This window comes from Cellulomonas xiejunii (genome assembly GCF_024508315.1).
GTDB lineage: Bacteria > Actinomycetota > Actinomycetes > Actinomycetales > Cellulomonadaceae > Cellulomonas > Cellulomonas xiejunii.
This window is the reverse complement of record NZ_CP101987.1, coordinates 253,616-266,913: the sequence shown is the minus strand read 5'-3', so window position 1 is coordinate 266,913 and position 13,298 is coordinate 253,616. Positions and strand designations below refer to the sequence as shown.

Below are 13,298 nucleotides of genomic sequence, written 5' to 3'. Positions count from 1 at the left end.
GCGCGGACGTCACGGCCGGCGTCGACACGACCGTGCTCGACCGCCTGCGCGGGATCGGCGGCGTCGAGTGGGCCGCGGCGGCTCCCGCCGCCCGGACCGGACCGTCAGCCCACCCGGTGCTGCCCCGCGCCCCTCGACCGGCTCGTGCTCGACAGCAGACCACTTCACCACTTCTGCGGGTCGGTACGGTCGCTACCGTTTCACGATGGAGCCAACCGTGACGGACTGGATCGGCGCAGCGACTGGAGTACTGACGTTCGTGGCGGCCGCGGTCGCGGGCTACTTCGCAGGACGCGCTGCCCACTGGACGAAGAAGCAGGCTGAGGCCTCGACCAGACAAGTCCAGCTCACAGAGGGTCAGCTGGATGTTGCCAGACAAGAAGCAGACCGGGCGCGCGCGCTAGGTGAGGAACAGAGACGCGACGTCACTCTCGCTGTCCGTCGCGCCGCGGAGCAGCGAGTCGACGCGACGATGCCGACCGTGCTCATCAGGGCAACCCCGGGGGCAGCCAAAGAAGCGTTCATCCAAGAACTCCTTCCCCTGGACGCCGGTCGACGCCGATGGGGCGACCTCGACGAAGCGCAAGACGTCTCGGATTTCCAGCGCGAAGGCCAGGTCTTCCGAGTCCACGTAACGATCCACCTGGAGAATCCGTCGGACTACATTGCCCGGGTCGCCCTGGTCGACGGAGCAGGTGGCGAGTTGCACGGCCTCGATGCGGACGGAGTCGTGGTCCGCCCGCGCGCCGAGACGACCTTGACATGGACCAAGACACTCCCAGCACATGAACTCGGCACCCCGCGTGCGGTTCATCTCCTGACAGGCAACGTCAGGTTGAGGTGGCGGGTGCGCGACATCGCTCTCAACGCGTACGACGAGGTCGACCTCGTGCTGAACCTCAACAACTTTCTCAGGGACAGCTTCTCCCTGCGCGTGCACCCGCACCCCACGTGGCAGGAGAGTGTCGGAGTGCTGGTTCCCGGGCGGGTCTACGACCGTCTCGATGGCTGAACTGTCGAACTCAGGGTGTGACGTGCCCCGCGGACACGCGGACGGGCCACGAACTCGGGGCTCCCGCACCACCCGGAGGCCGCACCTGATCAGTGCACCAGGTGCGTGGCGGGTCGTCAGCCTCCAGGTCTGATGTGACGCCGCTCGGGTCCTCACCCCTCCGTGTCACCGTCCCTCGCTACCGTGGACCATGGCCCTCGAACCCACCTTGCTCGACTGGCTCCTCGACTCCGATCCTGCGTTGCGGTGGCAGGTCGAGCGTGACCTCGTCGGTGCGCCCGAGGAGGTCTGGCGGGCGACCCGGGCGCGCGTCGCCACCGAGGGGTTCGGTGCCCGGCTGCTCGCGCTGCAGGACGACGACGGCCAGTGGGCGGGCGGTGCGTACTTCCCGCGCGGCTTCGACTTCGAGGGGCCCGAGGCGCAGCCCGGCGCGGGTCAACCGTGGACCGCGACGACGTGGACCCTCAACACGCTGCGCGACTGGGGGCTCGACGCCGGTGTGCTCGCGGGCACGGCCGAGCGGCTGCAAGCGAACAGCCGCTGGGAGTACAACGACGAGCCGTACTGGGTCGGCGAGGTCGACTGCTGCATCAACGCCTTCACGCTCGCGAACGGGGCGTGGCTCGGCGCGGACGTCAGCGGGCTCGCGGCGTGGTTCCCCGAGCACCGGCTGCCCGACGGCGGCTGGAACTGCGAATGGGTGGAGGGTTCCACGCGCTCGTCGGTGCACTCGACCCTCAACACGGTGAAGGGCCTGCTGTCGTACGAGGCCGCGACCGGCTCCGACGCGCTGCGCGCTGCCCGGCACGCCGGTGAGGAGTACCTGCTCGAGCGCCGGCTGCTGCGCCGTGTGACCGACGGTGAGCCGCTCGGCCCGTGGGTCACGGTGTTCTGCTACCCGTTCCGCTGGCGGTTCAGCACCCTGAACGCCCTCGACCACTTCCGAGCGGCGGCGCTGCACGACGGCACCGCGCCCGACGCGCGCCTCGCGGAGGCGGTCGAGACCGTGCGCGCCGCCCGGCAGCCCGACGGCACGTGGCTGCAGGAGCACCGCCTGCCGGGGCGCGCGTGGTTCGAGGTCGACGTGCCGCCGGGCGAGCCGTCCCGGTGGCTGACGTTCCACGCCGCCCGCGTCCTGGCGTGGTGGGACGGCGAGGCCTGAGGAGCTCGGACGTCGACGTGACCGTGTGCGGCGCGGTGTCTGGCGGTCGTGGGCACCCCACTCACAGCACGCACCACGTGGTTGCTGTTATTGCAGATGCGCCTACAATCGACGCATGGCGGCACACGCGCACTCCACGACTCTCGACCCTGCGGACCCGGTCATCCGGTCCGGCGCCAGAGAACTGGCGGACCGACTGGTGGGCGACACTCCGGTCGAGGCGGCCATGCGCGCGTTGCTCGATGATGTCGCGCACGGTGCGCGCGTCGTGGTGCTGCGCGCCGAGGACGAGGTCAGCCCCGCGAAGGCGGCACAGATACTCGGTGTGACACGGCAGTTCGTCGACCGCTTGTGCGAGGACGGCGTCCTCCCCTTCCGCCGCCTTCCCGGCAGCCGACACCGCCGCATCCGCGTGCAGGACGTCGTGGATGTCGCCACCGAGCGCGAAGAGCGCCGGACCGGCGCCGACGCGATCCGCGCAGCTCTCGGGGCATAGGTAGGTGGCCCGCCTCCCACGGGTCTTCATCGACACGAGCGAGCTGTTCCCGTTCACGATCATGGACGTCCTGCTCACCCTGGCCGAGGATCTCCTGTTCACCTGGGTGTGGACCGATGAGGTCCTCGCCGAGTGGGAGGACGTCATCGTCCGTGAGGGCCGACGCACGACAGAGTCTGCGGCGTCGGTCAGCGCTGCCGTGCGCCAGCACTTCGGGAGGTACCGCATCGACCCTGCCCTCTACCGGGACAAGATCACCGACGACCTCTCACCCGACCCTGACGACCGCGCGCACGCAGCGGCAGCGATCCACGGTGACGTCGACGTGCTGCTGACCCGCAACATGAAGCACCTGCGCACGGAGCCCGTCCTCGCCGCCGGCGTCGCGGTCATCACCTCGGACGAGTTCCTGGTCGACCTGCTCGCGCGCCGACGCCGCGACGTCCTGGAGGCGTTCGGCCGCACCGCGGCGAGCAAGAAGAATCCGCCGGTCACCGCCCATGACCTGATCGACAGGATCGCTACTGCGGGCGCACCCGAGTTTGCCGAGCGTCTGCGCTCGCTTCGTGCGGGAGAGTGATGGCGGGACTGGGCATCGAGCCGATGACGGACCGGATCAGCCGGCCGTTGCAGTCGCAAAGTCCTCCAGCAGGCCGCCCCACCCGCCGGGCGAACCGAGGGACGCGCGCATCTCCACGGCCCGCTTCGCGTACGCCTCGAGACCGCAGTGCTCGAAGTCGACACGTGTCGTGACGGCGCCGTCCGCGCCCGTCATGCCCGTGAACCGCACCTCGACCTCGGTGAGCAGCCCGGGGTCGTACGCCCAGTCGGAGCCGATCTGCCACGCCAGCACCAACCGACCCGGCGGCTCCCAGGCGAGCACGCGGCCCCACGTGCACTCGGCCCCGTCGGCGTCGCGCTCGTACCAGCGACCGCCCTCGCGGGGCTCGACGACGACGTCGACGAACGGCTGGTCGCCCAGGTGGTAGTCGCCCTTCCACCAGCGCGCCATCCCGGCGGTGAAGACGTCGAACGCGCGCTCGGGGGACGCGGCGACGGTGAGGGTCCGGACGATCGGCGCGGTGTCGCCCGCGGGGACCGGGCTGGTGGTGCCGACCTGCTGCTCGGTGCTCATGGTCTCTCCTCGGGTGCGGCGGGGTCCTGCTCGACTGCACGGGCGTACGCGGCGAGCGAGTCGTCCCAGAACCGGTCCAGGTAGGCGCGCAGGGCCGCGACGCCGCGGGTGTCAAGCCGGTAGACGCGCTGGGTCCCGACAGCGGTGTCGGTGACGAGGCCGGCGTCCTTCAGCACGCGCAGGTGCTGCGAGACGGCCGGCCGACTCACGGGCAGGCGTGCGGCGAGCTCGCCGACCGGCTGCGGCCGCTCCGCGACCAGCTCCAGGACGCTGCGACGCGTCGGGTCGCCCAGCGCGTCGAGGACCGTTCCGTAAGTCGTCACGAACGGTAAGTTACGACTGACGGAGAAGCCGGTCAAGAGGGACGGAGCCCGCCAACCGCGATCAGGTGGTGCCTCCTCTCCTTGCCCCAGGAAGCACCCGTCCAGCACGCTAGCGTCGAACCCGTCGCCGCCGATCGAGGGAGGCCGTCGTGAGCCGCGTGGGTCGACGTCAGGGGTCGACCGAGGCAGGCCGGCGCCCGGCCTGGCTCCTCCTGACGGTGCTCGCCGTCGTCGCGCTCGTCGTCACACTGGTCACCGTGCTGCAGCGCGCCCTCATCTACTTCCCGGACCGGGCCGACGCCGGCACGGTCGCCGACCGCGTGCCCGGCGCACGTGACCTCGTGCTGCGGACCGATGACGGCCTGGACCTGGCGGCGTGGCTCGTGCCGCCCGCGGGTGAGGACCGGGAGGTCGCCGTCCTGTACCTGCCGGGCAACGGCGGCAACCGGCTGGGTCGACTCGGTGTCGCGCAGCAGATCGCCGCCAGAGGGTTCACGGTGCTGCTCCTGGAGTACCGCGGGTACGGCGGCAACCCGGGGCGACCCAGCGAGCAGGGGCTGGCCAGCGACGCCCGGGCGGCGGCCGCAGCGCTGCGCGGCGAGGGCTTCGAGCCGACGCGGACGCTGTACGTCGCGGAGTCGATCGGCACCGGCGTGGCGGCGCGGCTGGCGACGACGGACCCGCCCGCGGGCATCCTGCTGCGGTCCCCGTTCACGTCGCTCGTGGACGTCGGGCGCGCGCAGTACCCCTTCCTGCCCGTCGGGCTGATCCTGCGTGACCGCTTCGCGAGCGCCGAGCACCTGGAGGGCAGCGACGTGCCGGTGCGCGTGCTGTACGGCACCGCCGACGACGTCGTGCCGTCGCGGCTCTCGGCGGAGCTCGCGGCGCGCGTGGGCAACCTGCAGGGCGAGGTGGTGGTGCCCGGAGCCGGGCACAACGACGCGATCTGGTTCGGGCCCCGCCTCGCGGACGAGGTGGTCGAGCTCGCGCAGGCGGTCGCCGGCTAGCTCACCGACGGCTGGGGCGTGACCTCGTAGAACGTCAGGCGCGCTCGCTTGGTCGGCAGGTCGACCTCGGGGCCGAGGGTGAAGCCGACCCGTTCGACCACGCGCAGCAGAGCGGTGTTGCGGGCGTCGGGCTCGCCGACGATTCGTGTCGCGCCCGTGCCGTCCGCCAGCACCTGGCACATCTCGCGCAAGAGCCGCGCGGAGTAGCCCGTGACCGGCCGCGGGGGCCGGGCACCGACGAGCACGTGCGCGCCGAGGTCGCCGGGCTGCACGTCGTACACCTCCCCCACCGGGTCGTGCGCGGGCTCGTACGCCTGCACGAGCGCAACCGGCGCACCGTCGATCCGCACGAGCAGCGCGTGGTGGTGCGCCATCGCGTCGACCACCGCGTAGGTCTCCCGGAGCTCGTCGACCGACAGCCCGCCCAGCCCCCAGAACGCCGTGCCGCGGGCCGTGCACCAGGCGTGCAGCGTCGGGATGTCGGCATCGAGGTCGAGCACCGCGGTGGTCAGCACGCCGAGGCCGTCGACGGACCGCTCGTCGAGCACGGACCCGCCGGGGCGCCCGGCCCACGCCGCCGTCAGGCCCACCGCGCCCGTCCCGACGCTCACTCCCCCTCCCCCGCCGGCGGCTCGGGGGTCAGCCGCGCCCAGTCGGTCACGACCTCGACGGTCCCCGCCACCGCCCACGTCGCGTGCTGGTCCGCGAAGTGCGGGCTGCGCGGGTCACCGCTGCTGCCGAACGGCACTCCCCAGCGGCTGCGCGAGCGGTCCTGCAGGTCCCACACCCACCGGGCCACCGAGCCGCGGAAGGCGCCGTCGGTCACGCCGGGGACCGTCCCGGTGCAGCGCACGGTGTCCTGGTCACCGCCGAGCGGCAGCGCCGGGACGACGGGCACGGCCGCCCCCGGCACGTCCGCCAGCAGGTGGGCCGGGAGCACGGTGTGCCGCGCGCCCCAGGTGCCGCCGTCCGCGAGCGCGGCGACCTCCTCCAGCGCGGCCCGCACGTGCGCAGGCCCGTCGATGCCCAGGTCGGCACGTCCGAGCAGCGCGGGCAGCGCCGCCCCGACCCGCCCGCGCAGGCTGAACCACGCGTCGAACGCCGGGCCGGCGAAGTGCGAGGCCCCGAGCGCGCTGACGGCCGGCTCGTCGACGAGGCGGGCGACCAGCACGGCGCGCAGGTCCGCGAGCAGCGCGGCCTGCGGGGACTCCGCGGCCATGTGCAGGTCCCACGCCAGCAGCCCGTCACGGACGGCGGCCGCCGCCGGGCTCAGATCGTCGAGACCCGCGACGTGCCGCAGCAAGCGTCCCGCCCCCGCCCAGTGCGTGTCGCCGTGGACGTCACCGAGGTCGCCGACGTGCCACGCCGCCCGCCCGGCGAGCAGGTCGGCGATGCGGGCCGCGCGGTCCGGTGCGTAGACGCTGCCGTGGTCGCGGTCCGCGGCGGCCGGTCGCTCGTTCGCGTCGACGGCGACGTCCGTGACCTCGCCCGGCGCGGCCAGGGCGCGCCACGGACGCGGGGCGTGCGTGGGGTCCCACGCGCGCAACGACAGCAGGCGGTCGTCCGGCGCGCGGTCGGCCACGCGGCCCGCGTCGAACGTCAGCACCGTCCCCGTCGAGTCGGCGGCCAGGACGCGGTTGACGGGGTCGACCCAGCCGGTGAGCGCCGCGGCGACGTCGTGCGCCGTGCGGGCGCGCAGCAGCGGGCGCAGGCACGCGAACCCGAGGTCCGCGTCGACCTGCGCCTGCAGCCGCACGGACCGCGCCTCCTCGAGCCCGGCGCGCGGCAGCGCTCCGGTGACGACGCCGTCCTGGTCGACGGGACGTCCCGGCGGCATGCCCCGCACGACGACGGGCCCGCGGGCGGTCTCCAGGACGTCGACCGTCAGCGGCTCGCCGCCACGTACGCGCACGTGCACGGTGTGGGAGGTGACGGGCTCCACGCCGTGCGGGCCGAACGCCTGCCACCCGTCGTCGTCGCGCAGCAGCAGCTCGCGGTACAGCTCGGCGGCGTGCGCGGCGGCGTTGGTGATGCCCCACGCGGCGGTGCCGGTGTGACCGAAGTGCGGCAGCCCGGGGACACCGGGGAACGCGAGCCCGAGGACGTCGTACTCGGGGCACGCGAGGCGGATCTGCTGGTACGGCCCGGGCAGCTCCAGGACGCGGTGCGGGTCGCCCGCGAGCAGCGGCACACCCGTCGCGGTCCGCGAGCCGTGCAGGGCCCACGCGTTGGACCCGCTGGTCGGCCCGTCGGCGGCAGGGTCGAACAGCCGCACGAGGTCCAGGGGGTCGACGTCGGCGAGCCCGGGGTGACCGGAGTACCGGGCGGCGCGCACCAGGTGGTCGTGCCACAGCACGCGCGGGAACGTCGAGAACAGCGCGTGGTTGACGAGGAAGACGCCCAGCGGCGCCCACGCGGGCCACGGGTCGTCGGGCGTGGTGCCGCCGAGCACCCTGTCGAGCTCGTCGACCTCGACCGGCGGCGACGACGATGCGAGCCCGGCGTTCACCCCGGCCGTGTACGCGTCGACCCACGCGCGGTCGTCGTCGCCGAGCGCGGCGTACGCGCGTTGCGCCAGGTCCGGCAGCCGCAGGCGGTGCGCGACGACGTCCCACGCGATGCCGCCGTCACCGAGGTGCTCGGCGAGCCGGCCCTCGGCACGCCAACGGTCGGCCTGCACCTGCCACGTGCGGTCCCGCGCGGTCACCCAGCCCTGCCCGTACGCGAGGGAGTGCTCGTCGGACGCGCGCACGTGCGGCACGCCCCAGTCGTCCCGGAAGACCTCGAACGCCATCACGCACCGCCGTCGCGCGCGACCGGGTTGGCCAGCGTCCCGGCGTAGATGAGGGACGACGACTGGTCCGCCAGGTCCACCATCTGCAGCGTGTTGCGCAGCTGCAGGCGGTTGAGGCACGAGTGCGCGAACCGCGGCGCGCGCAGGTCGACCCCCGACGGCAGGTCCGGGTGGTCGGCGTGGTGCGCGTCGATCGTCTCGGCGACGACGCCCCAGAACGTGTCCTCCGCCAGCACGCCGTCGGTGACGAGGATCGCGGCGAGGTGCCGCAGGACGCCGTCGAACACGTCGGTGAAGATCGCCAGCGCCTTCTCGTCGTCGTCGACGACGGCACGGACGCGCTCGACGTCCGGCGGCAGCGGGCGCCTCGACAGGACGGCGACCTCCTCGCCGATGTCCTTGAGCAGCGCGCCGACCGGCACGTGGTCCTGCCACACGATCAGCACGTTCTCGCCGTGCGGCATGAACGCCAGGTCGTGCGCGCGCAGGCAGTGCACGAGCGGACGCAGGTAGACGCGCAGGTAGGCGCGCAACCAGTCGGCCGGGTCGAGGCCGGACGCGCGGACGGCCGCGGTCGCGTAGGCGTCACCGGACGCGTCCCGGTGAAGCAGCGCCGCCATCGTCGTCGCGCGCTGCCCCGGCGCGAGGAACGCGAACGGCTGCTCACGCCACAGCGCAGCGAGCATCTTGCGGTGCGCGTTGGGCCGCGGGGTGCGGTGGTAGACGTCGCCGGTGTAGCCGATGGACGCGCGCTCGCGCAGCACGCGCACCCCGCAGGCGACGAGCTCGGGGTCCGTGTCCACGAGGTCCGCGACCCAGTCGTTGATCGCGGGCGTCGCGCGCATGTACGCCGGGGACAGGCCGCGCAGGAACCCCATGTTCTGGATCGCGACGGCCGTCTTCACGTAGTGCCGGTCGGGGCGGTCGACGTTGAGGAACGTGCGGACCGACTGCTGCGCGCGGTAGACGTCGTCGGACTCGCCCAGCAGGACGAGGTCGCGACGGGCCACGTCGGGTGCGAACGTCACCGCGACGCGGTGCTCCCACTGCCACGGGTGCACGGGCAGGTAGCGGTAGTCGGCGGGGTCGAGGCCCAGGCCGTGCAGGTGGTCCGTGAAGCGCTCGCGCGTCGACTCGTCGAGCTCGTGCCGGTACAGCGCGTCCTCGGTGAGGCCCGCACCGGTCGCGACGTGGCTGACGGCCCGCCGCACGGCGAGCCACACGAGCCGCACGGGCCGGCCCGCCTCGGGGGCGTACGCGTCGTGCTCGCTCACGCCGTACCCGATGCGGCCGTTGTTCGCGACGAACGACGGGTGCCCCTCGGTCATCGCCTGCTCGACGGTTGCCAGGCCGGCGTCGAGCAGCTCGGCGCTCGTCGGACCGCCGTGCGCGCGCCGGTACGCGGCGCTCGCGAGCGTCGACGACAGCTCCTCCAGGTACAGCGCCAGCAGGTCGTCGGGGATGCGCAGCAGCGGCTGCAGCTCCAGGACGAGGTCGAGGACGTCGAGCGGCACGGCCCGCCCGTCGACCTCGCGCGTCAGGCTCGCGCGGTCGATCGCCCAGTGCTCGAGCGCGAGCCGCCGGGCGCGGAACCGGTAGACGGTGCGCGCACCGGACGGGGCGTCGAGCGCGACGGTGTACGCCCGCTCGTCCTGCGGCGACGCGTCCCCGGCGCCGGTGGTGCGGTCGAGCGCCGGTGCGAGCAGGCGCTCGTGCGCGAGCTCGGAGAGCGCCTTGGTGACGAGGTGGCGCTGGGCCGCGTCGAGGCGCTCGGGGGTCAGGTGGTCGGCGGGGTGCGGCGGGCGGTGCGCCGGACGCGGGCCGGACGACGGTGGCGCGGCGGGCGCCGAGACGGGCAGGTCGGTGAGCGTCATCGGTGATCCTCGTGGATGGTCCGGGCGCCGAGCCGGCTGCTCGCGAAGTCGTCGCGGGAGCACACCGACAGCGCGGCACGCTTGCCGGGCAGGTCGATCTCGCGCACCACGCGGAACCCCGCGGCGGCGTTCTTGGCGGCGATGGCGGTGTTGCGCACGTCGGGCTCGACGACGACGCGCTGCGCGCGCAGCGTGCCGAAGCAGAACCGCATGGTCGCGGCCATGACCGCGTCGGTGAGGCCGTGCAGGCGCGGGCCGTCCGGCGGTGCGACGAGCAGGTGCATGCCGACGTCGCCCGCCCGCGCGCGGTAGACGCCCTTGAGCAGGACACGCGCCGGGTCGTACGTCTCGACCATGAACCGCGGGCGCCCGGCGACGCGGCCGATCCACGCGTGCTCGTCCGTCGACTCCGCGAGGCGCTGCTGGTACGCCAGGACGTCGTCGAGGCCGAGCTCGGTCATCTGCCAGAACGCCGACGCGGGGTGCGTGAGCCAGTGGTGCAGCGTCAGCGCGTCACGTTCGGGGACGACGCGGTCGAGCCGGACGGGACCGATGCGCTTCCAGGCCTCCTCGCGGACTGTCTGCGCGGACAGCGGCTCGGTCGCCTGCGTGCGCCAGTCCGTCACGGGTGCGCCTCGTCGGCGAGCGCGACGGCACCGGCGGCCCGCACCGTGCCTGCGGGCGCCGGGTGCGTCCCCGTGGGCACGCCGAACTCCTGGAACGCGATCCGCTGCTCACGCGGGTAGACGTCACGCCCGCACACGGCTGCGAGGATCGCGGACGACCGCCACGGGCCGAAGCCGAGGTCGGGCGCGGTGAGCCCGTGCGTGTGCTCCTCGCCGTTCTGCACGAAGACCCTCCTCCGTCCGCCGTCGACCGAGTAGTCGCGGGCGACGTCCAGCCGTCCGCGATCGTCCCACGCGAGGCGGTGCGCGATGCCGAGGACGACGTCCGGCACCTGTGCGGCGTAGCCGGTGGCCAGGACGAGGGCGTCGGTGGTGCGCTCGTGCTCGACGCCGGTCGCGTGCCGCAGCCGCAGCGTGTACCGCTCGCCGTCCCACGTGGCGCCGAGCACCTCGGTGCCGGTGAGCAGGGTCGTGGGCACGGGGCCGGTGGCGCTCTTGCGGTACAGGGCGTCGTAGATGTCGTCGACGAGGTCCGCGCTGATGCCCTTGTACAGGTGGCGCTGCTCGCGCGTGAGGCGGTCGCGCACGTCCACGGGAAGGGCGTGGAAGTGGTCGGTGTACTCGGGCGACGTCATCTCCAGCGTCAGCTTCGTGTACTCCATCGGGAAGAACCGCGGCGAGCGCGTCACCCAGTCGAGGCGCTGCCCGCCCGGGCCGGTGGCCTCCAACAGGTCGCGGTACACCTCGGCCGCCGACTGGCCCGAGCCGACGACGGTGACCGACGCGGCGGCCCGCAGCGCGTCGCGGTGCGTCAGGTAGTCGGCCGAGTGCACGACCGGCCCGTCGAGCCCGCGCAGCGCCGCCGGGACGACGGGCTGCGTGCCGACCCCGAGGACGACGTGCCGCGTCCGGTACGACTCGACACCCGCGGCGGTGCGCGCGTGCACCACGTACAGGTCGTCGTCGTGGGGGTCGACCTCGACGGACGTGACGGTCCGTCCCCACCGCAGGGCCGGGAGCTGGTCCGCGACCCACCGGCAGTACGCGTCGTACTCGGCGCGCAGCGGGTAGAAGCTCTCGCGGATGTAGAACGCGTACAGCCGCCCGGTGGCCTTGAGCCACGCGAGGAACGAGTACGGGCTGGTGGGGTCGGCCATGGTGACGAGGTCGGCGAGGAACGGCACCTGGATCGTGGCGCCCTCGAGCATCATCCCCGGGTGCCAGCGGAACTCCTCGGCCCTGTCGAGGAAGACGGTGTCGAGGTCGAGCGGTGCCGCGAGCGCCGCGAGGCCGAGGTTGAACGGGCCGATGCCGACCCCGACGAGGTCGTGGACGCGGGCGTCCGGGGCGGGTGCCGTCGCGGTCACAGCGCCACCGCCACGTCGGGGCGCAGCAGGTCGTCGCCCTCGAGCAGCGCCGCGGCCACCTGCCGGACGAGCTCGAGGACGTGCCGCACGTCGGCGACCGTCGTGTCGGGGTTGAGCAGCGTGAGCTTGAGGCACGGGCGGCCGTCGAGGGTCGTGCGGGCGACGAGCGCGCGGCCGGAGCCGAACAGCACGCGACGCACCTGCCCGACGAGCGCGTCGGCGCGGGCGTCGTCGAGGCCGTCGGGCTGGTAGCGGAACAGGACGGTCGACAGGTCGGTCGGCGCGAGCAGGCGCAGGTCCGGGTCGCCGTCCACGAGCGCGTGGACGGCCGCCGCGAGGTCGAGGGTCGCGTCGACCATCTCCCCGATGCGGTCGGCCCCGAGCGCACGCAGCGTGGTCCACAGCTTGAGGGCGTCGAACCGGCGCGTGGTCTGCAGGGAGACGTCGACCTGGTTGGGCTCGTCCTCGCCCGCGGGGTTGAGGTAGTCGTGGTGGTGCGCGACGAGCCGCAGGTCGGATGCGTGCCGCACGACCAGCGCCGAGGACGACACGGGCTGGAAGAACGCCTTGTGGAAGTCGACGGTCACGGACCGGGCGCGCTCGATGCCGTCGAGCAGGGGCCGGCGGGTGCGGCTGACGAGGAGGCCGCAGCCGTAGGCGGCGTCGACGTGCAGCCACGCGTCGGCGGTGTCGCACACGTCGGCGATGCCGGCGAGCGGGTCGACGCACCCGCGGTCGGTCGTCCCGGCCGTGGCGACGACGGCCGCTGCGTGCCGTCCGTCGTCCGCGACGTGCCGCAGCGCGATCGCCAGGGCGTCGGGGCGCATGCGGCCGCGCTCGTCGACGGGGACGAGACGGACCGCGTCGGGCGCCATGCCCAGCAGGTACGCCGAGCGCTGCACGGAGAAGTGGCTCGACGCGGTGGCGAGCACGACGAGGTCGCGCAGCGTGACGCCCGGCGCGGTGGCGAGCGCGTGCTCGCGCGCCAGCAGCAGCGCCTGGAGGTTCGACTGCGTGCCGCCCGACGTGAAGACGCCGCCGCCCGCGAGGAAGCCGATGCGCGCTGCCGTCCACGCGACGACCCGCCGCTCCATGAGGGTGCCGACGGTCGACTGGTCGTACGTGTCGACGCTGGGGTTGATCGCGGCGAGCACGGCCTCGGCGGCCACGGCGGGCAGCGCGACGGGGCAGTTGAGGTGCGCGGTGTACGCCGGGTCGTGGAACCAGACGGCGTGCTGGGCGAACAGCTCGTCGACCTCACGCAGGGCGGCGGCCGTGCCGCGACCCGGGCCGTCGAGGTCGACCGCGTCGACGAGCGACTGCAGGTGCTCGCGGCTCGCACCGGAGAACGGGCGGGTGGTGGTGCGGAACCGGGTGGCGACCCGGTCGACGGTGCCGCGCATGGCGTCGACGTAGGCGTCGGCGCTCGCGGCGGACAGCAGCTCGTGCACGCGTGGTACTCCCCCTGGACGGACACGTCCCGTCGGACGGGGCGCGAGTGA

Annotated in this window: 13 protein-coding genes; 5 read left to right on the top strand and 8 right to left on the bottom strand. The window is 73.8% G+C overall.

The window, feature by feature from the left end; all coding sequences use genetic code 11:
* Positions 1 to 205: 205 nt before the first annotated feature.
* The 4 genes from NP048_RS01230 (at position 206) to NP048_RS01215 (ending at position 3,250) form a co-directional block, all read left to right on the top strand.
* Positions 206 to 1,012, top strand: a complete 807-nt coding sequence (locus tag NP048_RS01230) for a hypothetical protein (RefSeq protein ID WP_227577155.1) — start codon at positions 206 to 208, stop codon at positions 1,010 to 1,012.
* A 190-nt stretch (positions 1,013 to 1,202) separates the two neighbouring features.
* Positions 1,203 to 2,174 (top strand): squalene cyclase, encoded by a 972-nt coding sequence (locus NP048_RS01225; RefSeq protein WP_227577154.1) that lies wholly within the window; start codon positions 1,203 to 1,205, stop codon positions 2,172 to 2,174.
* Positions 2,175 to 2,289: 115 nt separating this feature from the next.
* Complete coding sequence (locus NP048_RS01220) at positions 2,290 to 2,670, top strand: helix-turn-helix domain-containing protein (RefSeq protein ID WP_227577153.1); 381 nt, start codon at positions 2,290 to 2,292, stop codon at positions 2,668 to 2,670.
* A 4-nt stretch (positions 2,671 to 2,674) separates the two neighbouring features.
* Positions 2,675 to 3,250, top strand: a complete 576-nt coding sequence (locus NP048_RS01215; RefSeq protein ID WP_227577152.1) for a PIN domain-containing protein — start codon at positions 2,675 to 2,677, stop codon at positions 3,248 to 3,250.
* A 36-nt stretch (positions 3,251 to 3,286) separates the two neighbouring features.
* Here NP048_RS01215 and NP048_RS01210 read toward each other — a convergent pair whose 3' ends face one another.
* Both NP048_RS01210 and NP048_RS01205 read right to left on the bottom strand, forming a co-directional pair.
* Positions 3,287 to 3,805, bottom strand: a complete 519-nt coding sequence (locus NP048_RS01210; RefSeq protein ID WP_227577151.1) for an SRPBCC family protein — start codon at positions 3,803 to 3,805, stop codon at positions 3,287 to 3,289.
* A complete protein-coding gene (locus NP048_RS01205) occupies positions 3,802 to 4,128 on the bottom strand; it encodes an ArsR/SmtB family transcription factor (protein WP_227577150.1) in 327 nt (108 codons plus the stop codon). The genes NP048_RS01210 and NP048_RS01205 overlap by 4 nt, the downstream gene beginning before the upstream one ends.
* A 149-nt stretch (positions 4,129 to 4,277) precedes the next feature.
* Between NP048_RS01205 and NP048_RS01200 the strand changes: the two genes are divergently transcribed.
* Entirely contained in the window at positions 4,278 to 5,135 is an 858-nt protein-coding gene (locus NP048_RS01200) for an alpha/beta hydrolase (protein ID WP_227577149.1), read from the top strand.
* Here the strand turns inward: NP048_RS01200 and NP048_RS01195 are convergent.
* From NP048_RS01195 to NP048_RS01165, 6 genes are read right to left on the bottom strand one after another with little or no spacing between them, the layout of a single operon-like run.
* Positions 5,132 to 5,746, bottom strand: coding sequence for a GNAT family N-acetyltransferase (locus NP048_RS01195; RefSeq protein ID WP_284439715.1), 615 nt, complete (start codon positions 5,744 to 5,746; stop codon positions 5,132 to 5,134). The two genes, NP048_RS01200 and NP048_RS01195, sit on opposite strands and share 4 nt — an antisense overlap.
* The gene (locus NP048_RS01185; RefSeq protein ID WP_284439714.1) at positions 5,743 to 7,929 is read right to left on the bottom strand and encodes a penicillin acylase family protein; all 2,187 of its coding nucleotides are present in this window, start codon (positions 7,927 to 7,929) and stop codon (positions 5,743 to 5,745) included. The genes NP048_RS01195 and NP048_RS01185 overlap by 4 nt, the downstream gene beginning before the upstream one ends.
* Complete coding sequence (locus NP048_RS01180) at positions 7,929 to 9,803, bottom strand: IucA/IucC family protein (RefSeq protein WP_227577148.1); 1,875 nt, start codon at positions 9,801 to 9,803, stop codon at positions 7,929 to 7,931. The genes NP048_RS01185 and NP048_RS01180 overlap by 1 nt, the downstream gene beginning before the upstream one ends.
* Entirely contained in the window at positions 9,800 to 10,429 is a 630-nt protein-coding gene (locus tag NP048_RS19335) for a GNAT family N-acetyltransferase (protein ID WP_227577147.1), read from the bottom strand. The genes NP048_RS01180 and NP048_RS19335 overlap by 4 nt, the downstream gene beginning before the upstream one ends.
* On the bottom strand, positions 10,426 to 11,796 hold the full coding sequence (locus NP048_RS01170; RefSeq protein WP_227577146.1) for a lysine N(6)-hydroxylase/L-ornithine N(5)-oxygenase family protein: 1,371 nt from the start codon (positions 11,794 to 11,796) through the stop codon (positions 10,426 to 10,428). Before NP048_RS01170 ends, NP048_RS19335 begins: the two co-directional genes overlap by 4 nt.
* The gene (locus tag NP048_RS01165; RefSeq protein WP_284439713.1) at positions 11,793 to 13,247 is read right to left on the bottom strand and encodes a pyridoxal phosphate-dependent decarboxylase family protein; all 1,455 of its coding nucleotides are present in this window, start codon (positions 13,245 to 13,247) and stop codon (positions 11,793 to 11,795) included. Before NP048_RS01165 ends, NP048_RS01170 begins: the two co-directional genes overlap by 4 nt.
* Positions 13,248 to 13,298 lie beyond the last annotated feature (51 nt).